Here is a 19466-nt window from a genome sequence, read left to right as displayed (position 1 = left end):
CCGAGGTCGTCGCCGACGCGGCGTCTCCGATAGACTCGATCCACAAGCAACCTTTAACACCGTCCTGTGAGGCGGAGAAGGGAGCGGCAGATGAGCACGCGCACTGTGCTACACGAAGCCGATATCTCGCGGGGATTGACCCGCATCGCCCACGAGATCCTCGAGTCGAATCGCGGCGCTGAGAACCTCGTCCTGCTGGGCATTCCGACGCGCGGCGTGACTCTCGCCCACCGGTTGGGCACGTTGATCAGTGAGATCGCCCAGCAGTCCGTGCCCGTCGGAGCACTCGATGTCACGCTGTTCCGCGACGACCTCTCGAAGCACCCGACGCGCTCGCCTCGGCCGACGGAGATCCCGGTCGGCGGGATCGACGGGAAGACCGTGGTTCTGGTCGACGACGTGCTCTTCTCCGGACGCAGCATCCGTGCCGCCCTCGACGCGATCCAGTCGATCGGTCGCCCCGCGGTCGTGCGTCTCGCGATCCTGGTCGATCGCGGCCACCGCGAGCTGCCGATCCGCCCCGACTTCGTCGGCAAGAACATCCCCTCTGCCCGCACCGAGCGGGTCAACGTGCGCCTCTTCGAGAACGACGGCACCGAGGAGGTGACCATCGGCGCATGAGGCACCTTCTCGACACCCACACGCTCGACAAGGACACCGCCCTGCGCATCCTCGACGTCGCCGAGGACATGGCCGACACCCAGTCGCGCGAGGTCAAGAAGCTCCCCACGCTCCGGGGCAAGACCGTCGTCAACCTCTTCTTCGAGGACTCGACGCGCACGCGCATCTCGTTCGAGGCGGCAGCCAAGCGTCTCTCCGCCGACGTGATCAACTTCGCGGCGAAGGGCTCAAGCGTCTCCAAGGGCGAGAGCCTGAAGGACACGGCTCAGACGCTCGAGGCGATCGGCGCCGACGCTGTCGTCGTCCGTCACCCGAGTTCCGGAGCCCCCCAGACGCTCGCGACGAGCGGCTGGATCTCGGCCGGCGTGGTGAACGCCGGAGACGGCACGCACGAGCACCCCACACAGGCGCTCCTCGACGCATTCACGATCCGCAAGCGCCGTTTCGGAGCGGACAGCCGGGGCAAGGACCTCAGCGGCGTGCGCGTCGTGATCGTCGGCGATGTGCTGCACTCGCGGGTCGCGCGTTCCAATGTCTGGCTGCTGACGACGCTCGGCGCCGAGGTCACCCTCGTCTCCCCGCCCACGCTCGTGCCGCAGAACGTGTCGCAGTGGCCGGTGCGGGTGCTCTACGACCTCGACGTCGCCCTGGCGGACGCGCCGGACGCCGTGATGATGCTGCGTATCCAGCTCGAGCGGATGAACGCGGCGTATTTCCCTACTGAGCGGGAGTATTCACGGCGCTGGGGTCTCGACGCACTGCGTGTGGCCGGTCTGCCGGACGGTAGCATTGTGATGCACCCCGGACCCATGAACCGCGGGCTGGAGATCTCCTCCGCAGCTGCCGATTCCGCCCGCTCCACGGTGCTGGAACAGGTCGCGAACGGGGTCTCCGTCCGCATGGCGGTGCTGTACCTGCTGCTGGCAGGAGAACGAGACGACGAACGAGGGGGAGACCTGTGAGCGAGACCCTCGTGATCACCGGTGCACAGCTGGTGGGTGCGCAGAGCGCCGACATCATCATCGAGAACGGAGTGATCGCCGAGATCGGCACCGGACTCAGCAGGGCGGGTGCCCGCGTCATCGACGCGAACGGCCTCGTCGCGCTGCCTGGACTGGTCGACCTGCACACGCATCTGCGCGAGCCGGGGTACGAGGCGTCGGAGACGATCCTCACCGGCACCAGGGCCGCTGCGGCCGGTGGATTCACCGCCGTGTTCGCGATGCCGAACACCTCGCCCGTCGCCGACACGGCCGGTGTCGTGGAGCAGGAGCTCGCACTCGGCGAGGCAGCGGGGTACGCGACCGTGCAGCCGATCGGCGCCGTGACGGTCGGGCAGAAGGGTGAACGTCTCGCGGAGCTGGGCGCGATGGCGTCGTCTCGGGCGAAGGTGCGCGTCTTCAGCGACGACGGCTTCTGCGTGTTCGACCCGCTGATCATGCGCCGAGCCCTCGAGTACGTCAAGTCGTTCGGCGGCGTGATCGCCCAGCACGCGCAGGACCCCCGCCTGACCGAGGGCGCCCAGATGAACGAGGGCATCGTGTCGGCCGAGCTCGGCCTGACCGGATGGCCGGCCGTCGCCGAGGAGTCGATCATCGCCCGTGATGTGCTGCTGGCAGAGCACGTGGGCTCGAAGCTGCACGTGTGCCACCTGTCCACCGCCGGTTCGGTGGACATCATCCGGTGGGCGAAGAAGCGCGGGATCGCCGTCACGGCCGAGGTCACCCCGCACCACCTGCTGCTGACGGACGAGCTCGTGCGCGGCTACGACGCCCGCTTCAAGGTGAACCCGCCGCTGCGCCGCGAGGAAGACGTGCTCGCCGTGCGCGAGGGCCTCGCCGACGGCACCATCGACATCGTCGCCACGGATCACGCCCCGCACCCCAGCGAGCACAAGGCCTGCGAGTGGCAGGCCGCGGCGAACGGCATGGTGGGCCTGGAGAGCGCGCTGCGGGTGGTGCACCAGTCGATGGTGCAGACCGGCCTGATCGGCTGGGAGGACGTCGCCCGCGTCATGAGCGCCGCTCCCGCCCGGATCGGTCAGCTCGCCGGGCACGGTACCCCGCTCGCGGTCGGACAGCCCGGCCACCTCGCGCTCTACGACGCCTCGGTCGACGGTGTCTTCACCGAGGCCGACCTGCACGGACGCAGCGTGAACTCGCCGTACCTCGGGCGCGCGCTGCCCGGACGGGTGGAGTTCACCGTGCACGGCGGCGTCGTCACGGTCGACTCCGGTTCCGTCGTCGAGGAGCTGAACGCATGAGCACACGCGATCTCGCGATCGCGATCACCATCGCCGTGGCGCTCTTGGTGCTGCTGACGATGCTGTTCGCCTGGCGACGAAGACTCCGACGCGACTCCGCGCTCAGCGCTCCGCTGGGAGTGCCCGAGCATGCCGAGGTCGCCCGCCGTGACGAGGTGCTGTACGTCTCGACCACCCGGCACGAGCAGCCGTTGGAGCGCGTGACGGTGTCGCCGCTGGAGTACCGTGCCCGCGGTGAGCTGGCCGTGACCGACCGCGGTGTCGCGCTCTGCCTCGACGGAGCGCCCACCGTGTTCCTGGCCTCCTCGCGGCTCGTGACCGTGGATCGCGCCACGGTCACGATCGACCGGGTGGTCGAACCCGGCGGACTCATCCGCATCGCCTGGAACGCGGACGACGAGACGATCGTCGACTCGTACCTCCGCCTCGCCACGGGCGATCCCCGATCCCTCATCTCTGATCTGCAGCGGCTCGTCCCCGCTGCCCCCGACACAGGAGCCACACGATGACCGCTCTGCCCGAACCCGCCGTACTCGTTCTCGAGGACGGTACCCGCCACGTCGGCCGCGCCTACGGCGCCCGGGGAACCACCCTCGGCGAGGTCGTCTTCGCCACCGGAATGTCCGGGTATCAGGAGACGCTGACCGACCCGTCCTATGCCGGCCAGATCGTGCTGCAGACCGCACCGCACATCGGCAACACCGGCATGAACGACGAGGACACCGAGTCCCGACGCATCTGGGTCGCCGGCTACATCGTGCGCGATCCTTCGCGCGTGGTGTCGAACTGGCGGGCGAAGGCCTCGCTGGACGAGATCCTCGTACAGGACGGCATCGTCGGGATCAGCGGCATCGACACCCGTGCCATCACGCGTCACATCCGCTCGGCCGGGTCGATGCGCGGGGGGATCTTCTCGGGCGACGCCGCGGCGTTGGAAGCCGAGGAGCAGGTGCGCATCGTGCGCGAGGCCCCGCAGATGGCGGGTCGCAATCTGTCCTCCGAGGTCTCGGTGGACGTCGCCACCATCACCACGGGAATCGGCGAGCGCGTGGGCAACCTCGCCGTGCTGGACCTCGGCGTGAAGCAGGCGACCATCGACAACCTCGCTGCACGCGGGTTCGACGTGCACGTGCTGCCGCAGAACGTCACGATCGATGAGATCCGCGCGATCGACCCCGTCGCCGTCTTCTACTCCAACGGCCCCGGCGACCCCGCCGCTTCCGACGGGCATGTGGCGCTGCTGCGTGCGGTGCTCGACGACGGACTGCCCTTCTTCGGGATCTGCTTCGGAAACCAGCTGCTCGGTCGTGCGCTCGGACTCGGCACCTACAAGCTGCCGTTCGGACATCGGGGGATCAACCAGCCGGTGCTCGACAAATCCACCGGTCGAGTCGAGATCACCGCGCATAACCACGGGTTCGCCGTCGAGGCTCCGCTCGAGGGATCCTTCGACAGCCCGAACGGCTACGGCAAGGTCGAGGTCAGCCACGTCGGTCTGAACGACAACGTGGTGGAGGGACTGCGAGCCCTCGAGATTCCGGCCTTCTCTGTGCAGTACCACCCCGAGGCCGCCGCCGGCCCCCACGACGCCAACTACCTCTTCGACCGGTTCCGCGACCTGGTCGTGGCCACCAAGAAGGACGCCAAGTAATGCCCAAGCGCGACGACATCCGCTCCGTCCTCGTCATCGGCTCCGGCCCGATCGTCATCGGTCAGGCCTGCGAGTTCGACTACTCCGGCACCCAGGCGTGCCGCGTCCTCCGTGAGGAGGGCGTGCGCGTGATCCTGGTGAACTCCAACCCCGCCACGATCATGACCGATCCCGACTTCGCGGACGCGACGTACGTGGAGCCGATCACCTGGCAGGTCATCGAGTCGATCATCGCGAAGGAGCGCCCAGACGCGATCCTTCCGACGCTCGGCGGCCAGACTGCGCTGAACGCGGCGATCCAGCTGCACAACCACGGCATCCTGGAGAAGTACGACGTCGAGCTCATCGGCGCCAGCTTCGAGGCGATCAACAAGGGCGAGGACCGCCAGATCTTCAAGCAGCTGGTGCTCGATGCCGGTGCCGACGTCGCCGACTCCCGCATCGCGCACACCATGGACGAGGTGCTCGCCGCGGCGAGCGAGCTCGGCTACCCGCTGGTGGTGCGCCCCAGCTTCACGATGGGCGGCCTGGGTTCCGGATTCGCCTACGACGAAGAGGACCTGCGCCGTATCGCCGGCGCCGGACTGCACGACTCGCCGACCAACGAGGTGCTCCTGGAGGAGTCGATCCTCGGATGGAAGGAGTACGAGCTGGAGCTCATGCGCGACACGGCCGACAACACGGTCGTGGTCTGCTCGATCGAGAACGTCGACCCGGTGGGTGTGCACACGGGAGACTCGATCACCGTGGCGCCGGCGCTCACGCTCACGGACCGCGAGTACCAGAAGCTGCGGGACATCGGCATCGACATCATCCGCGCCGTGGGCGTGGACACGGGTGGCTGCAACATCCAGTTCGCTGTCAACCCCGAGAACGGTCGCATCATCGTGATCGAGATGAACCCGCGCGTCTCGCGTTCGAGCGCCCTGGCCTCGAAGGCGACGGGTTTCCCGATCGCGAAGCTCGCGGCCAAGCTCGCGCTCGGCTACCGTCTCGACGAGATCCCCAACGACATCACGGGCGTCACCCCGGCGAGCTTCGAGCCCACGCTCGACTACGTCGTGGTGAAGGTTCCGCGTTTCGCCTTCGAGAAGTTCCCCGCCGCAGACACGACTCTGACGACCACCATGAAGTCGGTCGGCGAGGCGATGGCGATCGGCCGCAACTATGCGACGGCCCTGCAGAAGGCGCTGCGTTCGCTGGAGAAGCGCGGGTCCAGCTTCCACTGGGGGACGGAGGAGCGCTCCGTGGAGGAGCTGCTCGAGGTGTCGAAGACTCCGACCGACGGTCGCATCGTGGTGCTGCAGCAGGCGCTGCGCAAGGGCGCGACCGTGGAGCAGGCGTTCGATGCCACGGCGATCGATCCCTGGTTCCTCGACCAGATCGTTCTCATCAACGAGGTCGCCGAGATCGTGCGCACTGCCCCTGAGCTCGATGCGCCGACGCTCCGCTACGCCAAGGAGCACGGCTTCTCCGATGCCCAGCTGGCCGAGATCCGCGGTATCAGCGAGGTCGAGGTCCGCGGACTCCGTCACGGCCTGAGCATCCGCCCGGTCTACAAGACGGTCGACACCTGCGCAGGGGAGTTCCCCGCTCTCACGCCGTACCACTACTCGAGCTACGACGTCGAGACCGAGGTCACGCCCTCCGAGCGCACGAAGGTCGTCATCATCGGCTCCGGCCCGAACCGCATCGGCCAGGGCGTCGAGTTCGACTACTCCTGCGTGCACGCCTCATTTGCGCTGTCGGACGCCGGGTTCGAGACCATCATGGTCAACTGCAACCCCGAGACCGTCTCGACCGACTACGACACCTCCGACCGGCTCTACTTCGAGCCGCTCACCTTGGAGGACGTGCTCGAGGTGCTCGATGCCGAGGCGGCGAGCGGCACCATCCTCGGCGTCGTGTGCCAGCTGGGCGGACAGACGCCGCTCGGACTCGCCAAGGGCATCCAGGACGCCGGTTACACGGTGCTCGGCACCAGCCCCGAGGCGATCGACCTCGCCGAGGAGCGCGAGCTCTTCAGCGGCATCCTCGACGCCGCCGGCCTCGTCGCCCCGCGTCACGGCACGGCGATCGACGTCGACGGCGCCGTGGGCATCGCCGAGGACATCGGGTACCCGGTGCTCGTGCGTCCGAGCTTCGTGCTCGGCGGACGCGGCATGGAGATCGTCTACGACTCGCCCAGCCTGCGTGACTACTTCGTGCGCACGGCCGGCGAGGTCGTCATCGAGCCCGGTAAGCCGCTGCTGGTCGACCGCTTCCTCGACGACGCGATCGAGCTCGACGTCGACGCGCTCTACGACGGCAGCGAGCTCTACATCGGCGGCGTCATGGAGCACCTGGAGGAGGCGGGCATCCACTCCGGCGACTCCAGCTGCACGCTCCCGCCGATCTCGCTCGGACGCTCCGACATCGACCGGGTACGCATCGCGACTCTTGCGATCGCCGAGGGCGTCGGTGTGCGCGGACTGCTGAACGTGCAGTTCGCGATCAGCGCCGGAGTGCTCTACGTGATCGAGGCCAACCCGCGCGCGAGCCGCACGGTGCCGTTCGTCTCGAAGGCACTGGGCATCCCGCTCGCGAAGGCCGCCAGCCGCATCATGGCAGGGTCCACGGTCGCCGAGCTCAAGGCCGAGGGCCTGCTGCCCGAGGACGACGGCTCGCGGGTGCCCCTGGGCGCGCCGGTCGCTGTGAAGGAAGCGGTGCTGCCGTTCAAGCGTTTCCGCACGAAGGACGGCAAGATCGTCGACTCCGTGCTCGGCCCGGAGATGCGCTCCACGGGTGAGGTCATGGGAATCGACAAGGACTTCCCGACCGCCTTCGCGAAGAGCCAGGCCGCAGCCTACGGGGGGATGCCCACCTCGGGCACCGTCTTCATCTCGGTCGCGGATTCGGACAAGCGTGCGGTCATCCTGCCCGCGCACCGTCTGCAGCAGCTCGGCTTCACGATCGTCGCGACCGAGGGGACAGCGGAGATCCTCTCGCGCAACGGCATCGCGGTCACGGTCGTCGAGAAGTACAGCGAGACGCAGGAGAGCGGCGCGCAGAACGTCGTCGATCTGATCAACGAGGGGTCGATCGACATCGTCGTGAACACGCCTTCGGGCGGTGCGGCGCGTGCAGACGGCTACGAGATCCGTGCCGCAGCGGTGGCGGCCGACAAGGCGCTGTTCACCACGATGGCGGTGCTCGGTGCCGCGGTCAGCGGTATGGATGCCGCGCACGAAGGCTTCGACGTCAAGAGCCTTCAGGAGTATGCGCTCGACCGGAAGGCCGCGGTGTGAGCGCAGGTTTCGGTGAGCGCGTCCGGGCGGTACTCCGCTCGTCCGGACCGCTCTGCGTCGGGATCGATCCGCATGCGGCTCTTCTCGATTCCTGGGGGCTGACGCAGGACGCGGCTGGTGTGCGGGAGTTCGGGCTGCGCACCGTGGATGCGGCGTCCGGGCGGGTGGCTATCGTGAAGCCGCAGGTGTCGTTCTTCGAGCGTTTCGGATCCGCGGGGTTCATCGCACTCGAGGAGGTGCTCGCGGCCGCGCGTGCAGCCGGGCTCATCGTGATCGCCGACGCCAAGCGTGGTGACATCGGGTCGACGATGGATGCGTACGCCGCTGCCTGGCTCACCCCGGGGTCTCCTCTTGAAGCCGATGCGCTGACCGTCAGTCCGTATCTCGGCGTCGGCGCGCTCGACGGCGCCTTCTCGCTGGCGGCGGAGCATGGCAAGGGCATCTTCGTGCTCGCCGCCACCAGCAATCCCGAAGCCGAGCCGCTGCAGCGCTCGCGCGGCGGCGATGGCTCGGTCGCAGCGGGAGTGCTCACCGAGGTGTCGACCAGGAACGCGGCAGCGGTCGCCTCCGGGGAATGGGGGAGCATCGGTGTCGTCATCGGCGCCACCGTCGACTGGTCGTCTGCCGGAATCGCGACCTTTGCGCCGTCGGCACCCATCCTCGCCCCCGGGTTCGGTGCACAGGGCGCGGAACCCGCCGACCTCGCTGACCGTTTCGGCTCCATGGCGGCGTGCGTCATCGCCAGCGAGAGCCGCAGCATCCTCGGCGCCGGACCCGACAGGATCGCCGCAGCGATCGAGACGCGCGTCGCGCAGTACCAGGAGGCCACACGTGGCTGAGACACGAGTCATCCCCGAGGTCGATCGCGCCGCCGCGGCGCGCAAGGCCGTCGAACGCCGACGTGCCCGCGCATCGCTCAAGCGCGACCTCACCATGCGCGTCATCACGCCACAGGCCGTGCTGCGACGCGCGATCGACGATCCGGACTCCGTCGAGGGATCCATGCGGATCACCGACTTCCTGCTCGCTCTGCCGGCGATCGGCGCGGGCAAGCGCGACCGGGTGCTGGAAGAGCTGCAGATCTCACCGGTCAAGCGTCTCGGCGGACTCGGGGCCCGCCAGCGGGTCGTACTCGAGCAGTGGCTCGACGGTCGATTCCCCCCGCTGTCCCCGCGGGGAGCCCGCAGCCGGCTTCTCGTGCTCGCCGGCCCCACCGCCGTCGGCAAGGGCACCGTGGCGGCGCACATCCGCGAGAACCACCCCGAGATCCATCTGTCCGTCTCGGCGACCACGCGGCCGCCGCGCCCGGGCGAGATCGACGGCGTGCACTACTACTTCGTCGACGATGCCGAGTTCGACCGGCTCATCGCCGACGGCGAACTGCTCGAGTACGCGGTCGTTCACAACCGCTCGCGCTACGGCACGCCGCGGCCGCCGATCGATGCCGCACTGGCCGAGGGCAAGACGGTGCTCCTCGAGATCGACCTGCAGGGTGCGCGCCAGGTGCGGGCGGCTGAACCGGCCGCCACGCTGATCTTCCTGCTCCCGCCGAGCTGGGACGAGCTCGTGCAGCGACTGGTCGGCCGAGGCACCGAAGGTGCCGAGGAACGCGCCAGACGGCTGCGCACAGCGAAGGTCGAATTGGCCGCCCAGAACGAGTTCGATCACCTCATCGTGAACGAGAACGTCGCCGACGCCGCCGCCGAGGTCGTAGAATTGTCTTCAAGCTCTGCACGCTGACCCGCTGAGCGGGGTCCCTGAGCCTGTCGAAGGGCCATCCGGGTCCCTGAGCTTGTCGAAGGGTCGCGTGCCCGCAGCACCGTCTTCGCGACGATCCCGTCGCCTGATCAGGAGGTCCACCATGGCCGGACACCACAACAAGGGCATCATCGATCCCCCCATCGACAACCTGCTGGATCGAGTCGACTCGAAGTACGAACTCGTGATCTACGCGTCCAAGCGCGCACGTCAGATCAACGACTACTACTCCGACCTGCACGAGGGGAACCTCTTCGACAACGTGGGCCCGCTCGTCGACTCCTCGGTCGAGGACAAGCCGCTCACCATCGCTCTGCACGAGATCAACGAGGACAAGCTCCGCCTGCGTCACGCGGAGTGATATTCCAGACCGCGCCTCGCACTCTGTCCGAGGCGCGGTTCAGAATGGGTGTACCGCCCCTTCTTCTCACCCACCCCGTTCTGGAGTATCGATGAGCGCCCTGCGTCTGTTCACGTCCGAGTCCGTCACCGAGGGACATCCGGACAAGATCTGCGACCAGATCTCGGACAGCATCCTCGACGGCCTCATCGCCAAGGACCCGGAGTCCCGCGTGGCCGTGGAGACGCTCGTCACCACCGGACTCGTCCATGTCGCGGGAGAGATCCGCACCGAGGCGTACGTCGACATCCCCACGATCGTCCGTCAGGTCGTGAACGGCATCGGCTACACGTCCAGCGACACCGGCTTCGACGGTGACTCGTGCGGCGTGAGCGTCTCGGTGGGAGAGCAGTCCACCGATATCGCGCACGGCGTCGACAACGCTCAAGAGCACCGCGACGGATCATCCGTCGACCCGCTCGACGGCCTCGGCGCGGGCGACCAGGGCATCATGTTCGGATTCGCCACCAACGAGACGCCGCAACTCATGCCGATGGCGGCCTGGACGGCGCACCGCATCGCCGAACGCCTCACCGAGGTGCGACGCAGCGGGCTTCTCCCGTTCCTGCGGCCCGACGGCAAGACCCAGGTCACGCTCGGCTACGACGGCTTCACCCCGAAGACGGTCGACGCCGTCGTGGTCTCGACGCAGCACAACCCCGACATCACGCAGGAAGATCTGCAGCACCAGGTGCGCGAGCAGGTGATCGCACCGGTCCTCGAGAGCACAGGACTCGACCTCGACGACGTCACCTTCTACATCAACCCGGCCGGCCCCTTCGTCACGGGTGGCCCCAAGGGCGATGCCGGACTCACCGGCCGCAAGATCATCATCGACACCTACGGGGGAGCGGCCCGGCACGGCGGGGGCGCGTTCAGCGGCAAGGACCCGTCGAAGGTCGATCGCTCCGGTGCATACGCGACGCGCTGGGTCGCCAAGAACGCCGTCGCCGCGGGGCTCGCTGATCGGCTCGAGGTGCAGGTCGCCTACGCGATCGGTGTCGCCCGCCCGGTCGGCCTGTACGTCGAGACCTTCGGCACCGGCAAGGTGTCAGACGAGATCATCACGCGCGCGATCAACGAGGTCTTCGATCTGCGGCCGCAGGCGATCATCGATCAGCTCGACCTGCTGCGCCCGATCTATGCGCAGACTGCCGCCTACGGTCATTTCGGACGCGAGCGTGCCGAGTTCACCTGGGAACGCACCGACCGCGTCGAAGAGCTGCGTCGCGCTGCCGGTCTCTGATGGGACCACGGTTCCCATGACAGCGGAGAGCCGTCGCATCGCGCGGGTGCTCCTCGATTCCCCGCTGCCACAGCTCGACCGCCTCTTCGACTATTCGCTTCCGGCCGAGCTCGGCGACGTGCCGAGGGGAGCGCGGATCAAGGTACCGCTGCGTACGGCAGGACGCGTGATCGACGGCTATGTCGTCGAGCTCGCCGTGGAAGACGATGCGGATCGTCCCCTCTCCGAGGTCGACAGCGTCGTCTCGCCGGTATCGGTGCTGCCGGAGCGGCTGTACCTCCTCGCCAGGCGCGTTGCCGACCGGGCAGCAGGGTCGGCATCCGACATCCTCCGTCTCGTGATCCCCAAGCGCCAGGTGCGCGTCGAGAAGGCGTGGACCGCGGACTCGCCTGTCATCGCACCGGACGACGCGGCCCGGGAGCGCGCCGAAGGCGTGATCGCTGCCTACGACGGCCTGCATGGCGTGCTCGAGAATCATGGGCGCGCCGCGGTGGAGGCGATCCCGGGACTCCGCGAAGACGGACCGGCCTGGGCAGCGTTGCTCGCCGCCACGGCGGTGCGGCAGCTGGCAGCGGGGGAGTCGTCGGTCTTGATCGTTCCGGACCATCGTGACCTCGATCGACTGCTCGCGGCGCTCGCACAGATCGCTCCGGAAGAGGCGATCGTCCGCTTCGACTCGCGGCAGACGAACCCTGCCCGGTACCGCTCCTTCCTCCGCACGCTCGAGGACGCGCCCTGCATCGTCGTCGGCAACCGGTCCGCGGTCTACGCTCCTGTCCGTGCCGGCCTCGTCGTGATCTGGGACGACGGAGACCCGCTGCTCGGCGAGCCGCTGGCGCCGTACGTCAACGCCCGCGATGCCGCGCTGCTGCGACAGGGGGAGGAGGACAGCGCGCTGCTGTTCGTCGGACACACTCGCACCACCGATATCGAGCGCCTCGTCGCGCACGGGTATCTGCACGATGTGCGGGCGACCCGTCGTGTGCTCCCTCGGGTCGTGCTCAGCACCCCCCAGGAGATGGAGCAGCCGACCGCTCAGCGTCTGCCGTCGTCCGCCTTCCTCGCGGCCAGGACGGCAGCCGCCGAGGGGCCGGTGCTCGTGCAGGTGTCGCGACCGGGGTTCTCGCCATCGCTGGTATGCGCCGAGTGCCGCGCCCCGGCGCGGTGCCCGCACTGCGGCGGTCCTCTCGGTGCCACGCATCGCGGCGCGGTCCCGGTATGCGGCTGGTGCGGCAGGGGAGCGCGCGCATGGAGCTGCCCGTCCTGCTCCTCGACGAAGCTACGACTCGCCTCTTCCGGGAGCGAACGGACGGCGGATGAGCTCGGGCGTGCATTCCCCGGCGTGCGGGTCATCGTCGCCGACAGCGCCCATCCGGTGGAGCGCGTCGACGCGAAGCCGGCGCTCGTGGTCGCCACGCGTGGCGCTGAACCTCTCGCGGATGGGGGCTATCGCGCGGTCGTGCTCCTGGACGGACCGCGCATGCTGCAGGCCCCCGATCTGCGCGTCGGGGAATCGTGCCTGCGCTGGTGGTCGAACGCGGCGGCGCTCGCTGCACCTGGCGCGCCCGTGCACCTGGTCGGTGTCGACGGGGGCACGGCACGCGCGCTCGCGACCTGGAATCAGGCCGGCTACGCCCGCAGCGAGCTCGAGAGCCGAGCCCCGCTGCACATGCCGCCCACCACACGTGTCGCCCTGGTCGAGGGGACGGCAGCGGCGGTCTCCCGTGCACTCGTCGCCTTGGGCGAGATCCCCCTGCCGCCGGACGCGGTCCTGGGGCCGGTCCCGGTCGACGCGGACGACGTGCCCGCGCGCGTGCGTGCGCTCGTGCGCTTCGAGTACGGGGCAGGAACCCGAGTCGCGACGGTGCTCCGCGCCGCGGTCGTGGCGGAGGCAGTCGCCAGCCGTCGAGGGAGGGGGCGCAACCCGAGGAGCGCACTCTCGGTTCGCCTCGATATCCTCGATCCAGAGCTTTGATCCTTCCGGAGTACCTTCATGCGCCTCGTCTTCGCCGGCACGCCATCCGCGGCCGTTCCCACCCTGCACCGTCTGGCGCGCGACCACGACATCGTCGCGGTCGTCACCCGGCCCGATGCTCCGCTCGGACGCAAGAAGGTGCTCACGCCTTCTCCGGTGGCGCAGGCGGCCGTCGAGCTCGGCATCCCGGTGATCCGCGCCGCCCGTCTGGATGAGGAGGCGACGCAGCGCATCGCGGCCCTCCGTCCCGAACTGGGCGTGATCGTCGCCTACGGCGGACTGGTCCGTGAACCGTTGCTGTCGGCACCGGATGCCGGATGGATCAACCTGCACTTCTCGCTGCTTCCGCAGTGGCGCGGCGCGGCACCCGTGCAGCGCGCGCTGATCGCCGGTGATGCGCAACTCGGCGCGAGCGTCTTCCAGCTCGTCGCGGAGCTCGATGCGGGCGCGGTGTTCGCCTCCCGGGTGGTCGAGGTACCCGCAGGCGCGACAGCCGACATCGCGCTGGAGGCTCTCGCCGTGGACGGTGCGGAGCTGACCGCCGAGGTCGTGGCCGGGATCGCCGCGGGTACCGCACGAGCCATCCCGCAGCGGGGCGAGCCGACGTTCGCGCCCAAGCTGACGCTGCCCGACGGCCTCCTGGACTGGTCGCTACCCGTCGCGCAAGTGTACGCGCGGTTCCGCGGAGTGACTCCGGAACCCGGCGCGCACACCACGATCGACGGACAGCGCCTCAAGATCATCGAGGCCGCACCCGCGAGCGATACCGAGGCGATCGATCCGGGCGCCATCGTCGCCACCAAGACGGCGGTGCTGATCGGCACGGCGACCACGCCGCTCGCGGTCACCCGCGTGCAGCCGGCGGGCAAGGGCGCGATGAACGCCACGGACTGGTGGCGCGGTCAGCGCGGAGCTGAAGGGGTGCGTGCCGGCTCATGAGCGATGGCCAGCAGAATCGGTCGAACAGGCGTCCGCAGGGGCGCCCCGGCGGCAACCGGCGTCCGTCGCCGTCTCGGGGCCCGCGCGGTCCCGTGCGCACGGTGCAGGCCGCACGCCGCGTCGCCTTCGACGTGCTGCGGGCCGTCTCGGACTCCGACGCGTACGCGAACCTCGTGCTGCCCATCGCGATCGCGGACGCGGGTCTCGATCCCCAGGACGCGGCGCTCGCGACCGAGCTCACCTACGGCACGCTGCGCCGCCGGGGCACCTACGACGCGATCATCGCCGCGGCCGCCGACCGCAGCACGGACGACATCGACCCGGCCGTGCGGGATGCGCTGCGCCTCGGGGTGCATCAGCTGCTCGCGACGCGGGTCGCCTCGCACGCCGCAGTGAACGAGTCCGTGAACCTCGTCGCGCTGGAGGTCGGTCGTGGGGCGTCGAGCTTCGCGAACGCGGTGCTCCGGCGCGTCACCCGACAGAGTGCGGAGGAGTGGCAGGAGCAGATCGAACGCGAGGCCCGCTCCGACGACGAGCGGCTCGCGCTGCGGTCGGCGCACCCGGTCTGGATCATCCGCGCGCTCCGACGTGCCCTGGCCGCTGAGGACCGGGTCGATGAGCTCGACGCGCTCCTCGAAGCCGACAACGTCTCTCCCGAGGTCACGCTCGTTGCGCTGCCCGGTCTCGCGGAACCGGGAGAACCGCGACGCCCCTACGCCGCCACGGCGTACGGATCGCCCGGCGGAGACCCGCATCGCATCGTCGCCGGATCCGGTGGCGCGGTGCGGGTGCAGGACGAGGGGTCCCAGCTCGTGGCGCTCGCTCTCGCCGCCGCAGCCCCGATCGGCGAGGGCGAGCGGTGGCTCGACCTCTGCGCGGGGCCCGGAGGCAAGACCGCGCTGCTCGCGGCGATCGCACACCAGCACGGCGTGACCGTCGAGGCGAACGAGGTCGTCCCGACGCGTGCGCGACTGGTGCGCAATGCGCTGCGCGCGGTTCCGGGCGACGTGATCGTGCACGAGGCGGACGGGCGGGAGCTCGCGGCGTCGCGACCGGGGGAGTTCGATCGCATCCTGGTCGATGCGCCCTGCACGGGTCTCGGCGCGCTGCGTCGACGTCCGGAAGCCCGGTGGCGGAAGAGCCCGGCCGACGTCGCCGAGCTCGTGCCGTTGCAGGGGGAGCTCCTGTCCGCCGCGGTCGACGCATTGGCGCCGGGCGGTATCGTCGCCTACGTGACGTGCTCTCCTCATCTGGCGGAGACCACGGGAGTCGTGCAGGACGTGCTCCGCTCCCGCGACGACCTGCGTGTCATCGACGCGCGCGCGGTGGTTTCCGAGGTGGGACTCGCCCCCATCGATCTGGCCGGCGACGGCCGTTCCGAGTCCGGCACCGTGCAGCTCTGGCCGCACCGCCATGGCACCGACGCCATGTTCCTCGCGCTGCTGCAGCGCACACCACTGGGAGAGTAGAACCATGGATCTGCCCCGCGCGCCCCGCATCAACCCCAGCATCCTCGCTGCGGACTTCGTCAACATGCAGGCGGAACTCGCCCGCATCGCGACGGCGGACTTCGCTCACGTCGACGTCATGGACAACCATTTCGTGCCGAATCTGACGTTCGGGCCGCAGATGGTCGAGCGCATCCAGGCGACCAGCCCTATCCCGCTCGACGTGCATCTGATGATCACCGATCCGGACCGCTGGGCACCGGAGTATGCGGAGATCGGCGCGGCGAGTGTCACCTTCCATCTCGAGGCCGCGGCCGACCCGGTGTCGCTGGCCCGGCGTCTGCGTGACATCGGAGCGCGTGCCGGTGTCGCCATCAAGCCGGGCACCCCTGTCGAGGGACTGTACAGCGTGCTGGAGGAGTTCGACCAGATCCTGGTGATGACGGTGGAACCGGGCTTCGGCGGGCAGGGGTTCCTGCCCGAGACCATGCCGAAGCTGCGCGCGCTGGCCGACGAGGTCCGGCGCCGCGGATCCCAGGTCTGGCTGCAGGTCGACGGCGGCATCTCAGACGCCACGATCGAGCAGGCCGCCGCGGCCGGCGCGGATACCTTCGTCGCCGGATCCGCGATCTACGGCGCCGACGACATCGAGGCGGCCGTCACTCGGCTCAGGGACCGCGCGCGAGCCGCTAGCCTGGAGGGGTGAAGACTTTCGACGAGCTGTTCGCTGAGCTCAGCGTCAAGGCCGAGACCCGCCCTGAGGGATCCGGCACGGTCGCCGAGCTCGACGGCGGTGTGCACACGATCGGCAAGAAGATCGTCGAAGAGGCCGCCGAGGTCTGGATGGCATCCGAGTACGAGTCCGATGAGGCAGCCGCTGAGGAGATCTCCCAGCTGCTGTACCACGTGCAGGTGATGATGATCGCGAAGGGTCTCAGCCTGCAGGACGTCTACCGACATCTGTGACGCGCTCCGTTCCTTCTCCTTCGAACTGAAAGCTGTTCATGCTGCGCATCGCCGTTCCCAACAAGGGCTCTCTCTCCGAGACCGCCGCTGAGATGCTCGCGGAAGCCGGCTACGCCGGTCGTCGCGACCCCAAGACCCTCCACGTCGTCGACGCGGACAACGACGTCGAGTTCTTCTTCCTGCGCCCGAAGGACATCGCCACCTACGTCGGCTCCGGTGCCATCGACGTCGGCATCACCGGTCGCGACCTGCTGCTCGACGCGCGGATGCCCGGTGCCCGCGAGATCGAGGCGCTGGGCTTCGCCGGCTCCACGTTCCGCTTCGCCGCGCCGTCCGGCCGCTACACGGACGTGTCCGAGCTCGACGGGCTGCGCATCGCCACGTCCTACCCGGGTCTCGTCGACGCATTCCTCGATGAACGCGGGATCGCGGTCGACCTCGTTCCGCTCGATGGCGCGGTCGAGTCGGCCGTGCGTCTCGGCGTGGCGGATGCCGTCGCCGACGTGGTCGAGACCGGCACCACGCTGCGCCAGGCCGGACTCGACGTGTTCGGTCCTGTGATCCTGCAGTCCGAGGCCGTCCTCATCGCCGGTCCCGTCGACGCCGATGGCGCGGAGACGCTGTTGCGCCGTCTGCGCGGAGTCATGGTCGCCCGCCGCTTCGTGATGATCGACTACGACCTCCCACTCGCCCTGCTCGACGACGCCGTGAAGATCGCGGGTGGCGTCGAGTCGCCGACCGTCTCTCCGCTGCGCGACCCCGACTGGGTCGCCGTGCGCGTCATGGTGGCGCGGGCACGCGTCAATCCGGTGATGGATGCGCTGTACGCGCTCGGCGCGCGGGCCATCCTGGTCACCGCCATCCACAACGCGAGGCTCTGATGACTCTCGCCAGCCGGGTCATCCCGTGCCTCGACGTGGCCGAGGGCCGCGTGGTCAAGGGCGTCAACTTCGAGAACCTCCGCGACATGGGCGACCCCGTCGAGCTCGCCAGGCACTACGCCGCACAGGGCGCCGATGAGATCACGTTCCTCGATGTCACCGCCACGGTCGACGCCCGCGCCACGACCTACGACGTGGTGCAGCGCACCGCCGAGCAGGTCTTCGTGCCGCTGACCGTCGGCGGGGGAGTGCGCAGCGTCGACGACGTCGCCCGTCTGCTCGCGGTCGGCGCCGACAAGGTGGGCGTCAACTCCGCGGCGATCGCGCGCCCGGCGCTGATCGGAGAGATCGCCGATCGGTTCGGCGCGCAGGTGCTCGTGCTCTCACTCGACGTCAAGCGGGCGGACACCACGCCGTCCGGGTTCGTCGTCACGACGCACGGCGGCCGCACGCAGACGACCTTGGACGCCGTGGAATGGGCGCGCGAGGCGACGGAGCGCGGGGCCGGAGAGCTGCTCGTGAACTCGATCGACGCGGACGGCACCCGTGACGGCTTCGACCTCGAGCTGGTCAGGCTCATGCGGGAAGCCGCATCGGTTCCGGTGATCGCCTCGGGCGGCGCAGGCGACGTCTCGCACTTCGCCCCGGCCATCAAGGCGGGTGCAGATGCCGTGCTCGCGGCCAGCGTGTTCCACACCGGCGCACTCACGGTCGGCGATGTCAAGAACGCGCTGCGCGCGGCGGGAGTGGTCGTCCGGGGCGGCGCACTGAGCGAGCGGAGCGAGACGAAGTGAGTGACATCGAGACGCGGATCGCGCAGGTCGCCTGGAACTCGGACGGCCTGGCCCCGGTGATCGTGCAGCAGTGGGACACGCTCGAGGTGCTGATGCTGGCATGGGTCGACGCCGAAGCGCTGCGTCGAACGCTGACCACCGGCCGCGTCACGTACTGGTCGCGCTCGCGCCAGGAGTACTGGCGCAAGGGCGACACCTCCGGCAACATCCAGGTCGTGCACAACGCCCGACTCGACTGCGACGGAGACGCCATCCTGCTCCGCGTCGATCAGACCGGACCCGCCTGTCACACCGGCACGCGCACCTGCTTCGACACGACGGACCTCGAAGCCGTCGCCGGGAGCGCCACGGCATGAACATCGCGCGTCGCGGCCGTTCGCTCTCGGTGTCCGGATTCCTGCTCGCCGGAGCGATCGGGATCATCTCCTCCACGCAGACCTGGGTCACAGTGGAGCGAGCGGATGCCGGCGAGGCGATCCTCGTCCCCGGCGCATCCGCCCTGGTGCTGCTCGCCCCGCTCAGTCTCGCGGTGCTCGCTCTCGGAGCGGCGTTGTCGATCGCGGGGCGCCCTGTGCGTCTGGTGTTCGGGGTGCTCGCCGCCGCGTGCGCGGCCTTCCTCGGCTGGACGACGTTGCAACTGCTGATCTCCGTCCCGGAGTCGGCGATCGGCCCGACGGTCACTGAGGCGACAGGACTCGCCGGCAGTGCCGCGCTGGCCGACATCGTGCAGTCCGCCGTGCCGACAGCGTGGCCCGTCATCGCACTGGTCGGCTGGGTGATCCTGCTGTGCGCCTCGCTCCTGGTGCTCGCCACATGGAGCAGGTGGAAGGCGGGCGGTCGGCGCTATCGCACGGCATCCTCGGATGCGCCGGTGCACGATGGTCCGATCGACGCGGTCGATTCCTGGGACGACCTGTCCCGCGGAACCGACCCCACTCGTTGACACCGATAGACTGAACCCGATCCCGTAGTCGTCCCCGGAGGAGAACATGACCAACCCGATCGCCGACCCCGGCCACGGACACTCGCCGGCGGCCTGGACCGCCGTGATCATCATGCTCGTCGGCTTCACGGTCGGCACGCTGGCGTTCTGCCTGGCGGAGTTCAGCCCCGTCTGGGTCGCCCTCATCTGGGTGTCTGCGGCACTCATCCCGATCGGCGCGCTCGTGGGCTGGGTGCTCGCACGCGCCGGCTACGGCGTGAAGGGCCCCAAGTACTCGCCGAAGGCGCACTAGTG

General features: G+C 69.3%; 20 protein-coding genes. All 20 read left to right on the top strand.

The features are described 5' to 3' along the window. The first annotated feature begins 90 nt into the window (after positions 1 to 90). The gene (pyrR, locus tag KZC51_RS11815) at positions 91 to 621 is read left to right on the top strand and encodes a bifunctional pyr operon transcriptional regulator/uracil phosphoribosyltransferase PyrR (protein ID WP_247630157.1); all 531 of its coding nucleotides are present in this window, start codon (positions 91 to 93) and stop codon (positions 619 to 621) included. Next, positions 618 to 1583 carry an aspartate carbamoyltransferase catalytic subunit gene (locus tag KZC51_RS11810; protein ID WP_247630156.1) on the top strand — a complete coding sequence of 322 codons (966 nt, stop codon included), beginning with the start codon at positions 618 to 620 and terminating at the stop codon, positions 1581 to 1583. Before pyrR ends, KZC51_RS11810 begins: the two co-directional genes overlap by 4 nt. Next, positions 1580 to 2884 carry a dihydroorotase gene (locus tag KZC51_RS11805; RefSeq protein ID WP_247630155.1) on the top strand — a complete coding sequence of 435 codons (1305 nt, stop codon included), beginning with the start codon at positions 1580 to 1582 and terminating at the stop codon, positions 2882 to 2884. Before KZC51_RS11810 ends, KZC51_RS11805 begins: the two co-directional genes overlap by 4 nt. Next, positions 2881 to 3393, top strand: a complete 513-nt coding sequence (locus KZC51_RS11800) for a PH-like domain-containing protein (RefSeq protein ID WP_247630154.1) — start codon at positions 2881 to 2883, stop codon at positions 3391 to 3393. The genes KZC51_RS11805 and KZC51_RS11800 overlap by 4 nt, the downstream gene beginning before the upstream one ends. Continuing rightward, positions 3390 to 4535 carry a glutamine-hydrolyzing carbamoyl-phosphate synthase small subunit gene (carA, locus tag KZC51_RS11795; RefSeq protein WP_247630153.1) on the top strand — a complete coding sequence of 382 codons (1146 nt, stop codon included), beginning with the start codon at positions 3390 to 3392 and terminating at the stop codon, positions 4533 to 4535. Before KZC51_RS11800 ends, carA begins: the two co-directional genes overlap by 4 nt. Beyond that, positions 4535 to 7822 (top strand): carbamoyl-phosphate synthase large subunit, encoded by a 3288-nt coding sequence (gene carB, locus KZC51_RS11790; RefSeq protein ID WP_247630152.1) that lies wholly within the window; start codon positions 4535 to 4537, stop codon positions 7820 to 7822. The genes carA and carB overlap by 1 nt, the downstream gene beginning before the upstream one ends. After that, positions 7819 to 8661, top strand: a complete 843-nt coding sequence (gene pyrF / locus KZC51_RS11785; protein ID WP_247630151.1) for an orotidine-5'-phosphate decarboxylase — start codon at positions 7819 to 7821, stop codon at positions 8659 to 8661. Before carB ends, pyrF begins: the two co-directional genes overlap by 4 nt. Further along, complete coding sequence (gene gmk / locus KZC51_RS11780) at positions 8654 to 9562, top strand: guanylate kinase (RefSeq protein ID WP_247630150.1); 909 nt, start codon at positions 8654 to 8656, stop codon at positions 9560 to 9562. The genes pyrF and gmk overlap by 8 nt, the downstream gene beginning before the upstream one ends. A gap of 121 nt (positions 9563 to 9683) precedes the next feature. Continuing rightward, on the top strand, positions 9684 to 9941 hold the full coding sequence (gene rpoZ / locus KZC51_RS11775; RefSeq protein ID WP_045280265.1) for a DNA-directed RNA polymerase subunit omega: 258 nt from the start codon (positions 9684 to 9686) through the stop codon (positions 9939 to 9941). Positions 9942 to 10032: 91 nt separating this feature from the next. Beyond that, positions 10033 to 11226: a methionine adenosyltransferase gene (metK, locus tag KZC51_RS11770; RefSeq protein ID WP_247630149.1), complete on the top strand. Its 1194-nt coding sequence runs from the start codon at positions 10033 to 10035 to the stop codon at positions 11224 to 11226. A gap of 16 nt (positions 11227 to 11242) precedes the next feature. Further along, positions 11243 to 13201 carry a primosomal protein N' family DNA-binding protein gene (locus KZC51_RS11765; protein WP_247630148.1) on the top strand — a complete coding sequence of 653 codons (1959 nt, stop codon included), beginning with the start codon at positions 11243 to 11245 and terminating at the stop codon, positions 13199 to 13201. A gap of 18 nt (positions 13202 to 13219) precedes the next feature. After that, entirely contained in the window at positions 13220 to 14140 is a 921-nt protein-coding gene (gene fmt, locus KZC51_RS11760) for a methionyl-tRNA formyltransferase (protein WP_247630147.1), read from the top strand. A gap of 101 nt (positions 14141 to 14241) precedes the next feature. Further along, positions 14242 to 15609, top strand: a complete 1368-nt coding sequence (locus KZC51_RS11755) for an RsmB/NOP family class I SAM-dependent RNA methyltransferase (RefSeq protein ID WP_247630146.1) — start codon at positions 14242 to 14244, stop codon at positions 15607 to 15609. 4 nt (positions 15610 to 15613) lie between these two features. After that, positions 15614 to 16294 carry a ribulose-phosphate 3-epimerase gene (gene rpe / locus KZC51_RS11750; protein WP_247630145.1) on the top strand — a complete coding sequence of 227 codons (681 nt, stop codon included), beginning with the start codon at positions 15614 to 15616 and terminating at the stop codon, positions 16292 to 16294. Beyond that, positions 16291 to 16554, top strand: a complete 264-nt coding sequence (locus KZC51_RS11745; RefSeq protein ID WP_042536637.1) for a phosphoribosyl-ATP diphosphatase — start codon at positions 16291 to 16293, stop codon at positions 16552 to 16554. The genes rpe and KZC51_RS11745 overlap by 4 nt, the downstream gene beginning before the upstream one ends. 38 nt (positions 16555 to 16592) lie before the next feature. Beyond that, positions 16593 to 17435 carry an ATP phosphoribosyltransferase gene (gene hisG, locus KZC51_RS11740; protein ID WP_247630144.1) on the top strand — a complete coding sequence of 281 codons (843 nt, stop codon included), beginning with the start codon at positions 16593 to 16595 and terminating at the stop codon, positions 17433 to 17435. Then, positions 17435 to 18229: an imidazole glycerol phosphate synthase subunit HisF gene (gene hisF / locus KZC51_RS11735; protein ID WP_247630143.1), complete on the top strand. Its 795-nt coding sequence runs from the start codon at positions 17435 to 17437 to the stop codon at positions 18227 to 18229. Before hisG ends, hisF begins: the two co-directional genes overlap by 1 nt. Then, positions 18226 to 18585, top strand: coding sequence for a phosphoribosyl-AMP cyclohydrolase (hisI, locus tag KZC51_RS11730; RefSeq protein ID WP_372491774.1), 360 nt, complete (start codon positions 18226 to 18228; stop codon positions 18583 to 18585). The genes hisF and hisI overlap by 4 nt, the downstream gene beginning before the upstream one ends. Beyond that, a complete protein-coding gene (locus KZC51_RS11725; protein WP_247630142.1) occupies positions 18582 to 19172 on the top strand; it encodes a Trp biosynthesis-associated membrane protein in 591 nt (196 codons plus the stop codon). Before hisI ends, KZC51_RS11725 begins: the two co-directional genes overlap by 4 nt. Positions 19173 to 19218: 46 nt before the next feature. Then, positions 19219 to 19464 (top strand): DUF6704 family protein, encoded by a 246-nt coding sequence (locus KZC51_RS11720; protein WP_141872003.1) that lies wholly within the window; start codon positions 19219 to 19221, stop codon positions 19462 to 19464. Positions 19465 to 19466: the final 2 nt, after the last annotated feature.

It is taken from the genome of Microbacterium croceum (assembly GCF_023091245.1).
Lineage (GTDB): Bacteria > Actinomycetota > Actinomycetes > Actinomycetales > Microbacteriaceae > Microbacterium > Microbacterium croceum.
The sequence above is the reverse complement of the archived record's forward strand: the minus strand, read 5'-3'. Positions and strand labels throughout refer to the sequence as shown.

Excerpts from the sequence above, each read along its gene's own strand:
- KZC51_RS11800 (WP_247630154.1), top strand. The coding sequence starts at position 2,881 with ATGAGCACACGCGATCTCGCGATCGCGATCACCATCGCCGTGGCGCTC.
- rpoZ (WP_045280265.1), top strand. The coding sequence starts at position 9,684 with ATGGCCGGACACCACAACAAGGGCATCATCGATCCCCCCATCGACAAC.
- rpe (WP_247630145.1), top strand. The coding sequence starts at position 15,614 with ATGGATCTGCCCCGCGCGCCCCGCATCAACCCCAGCATCCTCGCTGCG.
- pyrR (WP_247630157.1), top strand. The coding sequence starts at position 91 with ATGAGCACGCGCACTGTGCTACACGAAGCCGATATCTCGCGGGGATTG.
- hisG (WP_247630144.1), top strand. The coding sequence starts at position 16,593 with ATGCTGCGCATCGCCGTTCCCAACAAGGGCTCTCTCTCCGAGACCGCC.
- KZC51_RS11765 (WP_247630148.1), top strand. The coding sequence starts at position 11,243 with ATGACAGCGGAGAGCCGTCGCATCGCGCGGGTGCTCCTCGATTCCCCG.
- fmt (WP_247630147.1), top strand. The coding sequence starts at position 13,220 with ATGCGCCTCGTCTTCGCCGGCACGCCATCCGCGGCCGTTCCCACCCTG.
- KZC51_RS11725 (WP_247630142.1), top strand. The coding sequence starts at position 18,582 with ATGAACATCGCGCGTCGCGGCCGTTCGCTCTCGGTGTCCGGATTCCTG.
- carA (WP_247630153.1), top strand. The coding sequence starts at position 3,390 with ATGACCGCTCTGCCCGAACCCGCCGTACTCGTTCTCGAGGACGGTACC.
- hisF (WP_247630143.1), top strand. The coding sequence starts at position 17,435 with ATGACTCTCGCCAGCCGGGTCATCCCGTGCCTCGACGTGGCCGAGGGC.
- KZC51_RS11810 (WP_247630156.1), top strand. The coding sequence starts at position 618 with ATGAGGCACCTTCTCGACACCCACACGCTCGACAAGGACACCGCCCTG.
- carB (WP_247630152.1), top strand. The coding sequence starts at position 4,535 with ATGCCCAAGCGCGACGACATCCGCTCCGTCCTCGTCATCGGCTCCGGC.
- metK (WP_247630149.1), top strand. The coding sequence starts at position 10,033 with ATGAGCGCCCTGCGTCTGTTCACGTCCGAGTCCGTCACCGAGGGACAT.
- KZC51_RS11720 (WP_141872003.1), top strand. The coding sequence starts at position 19,219 with ATGACCAACCCGATCGCCGACCCCGGCCACGGACACTCGCCGGCGGCC.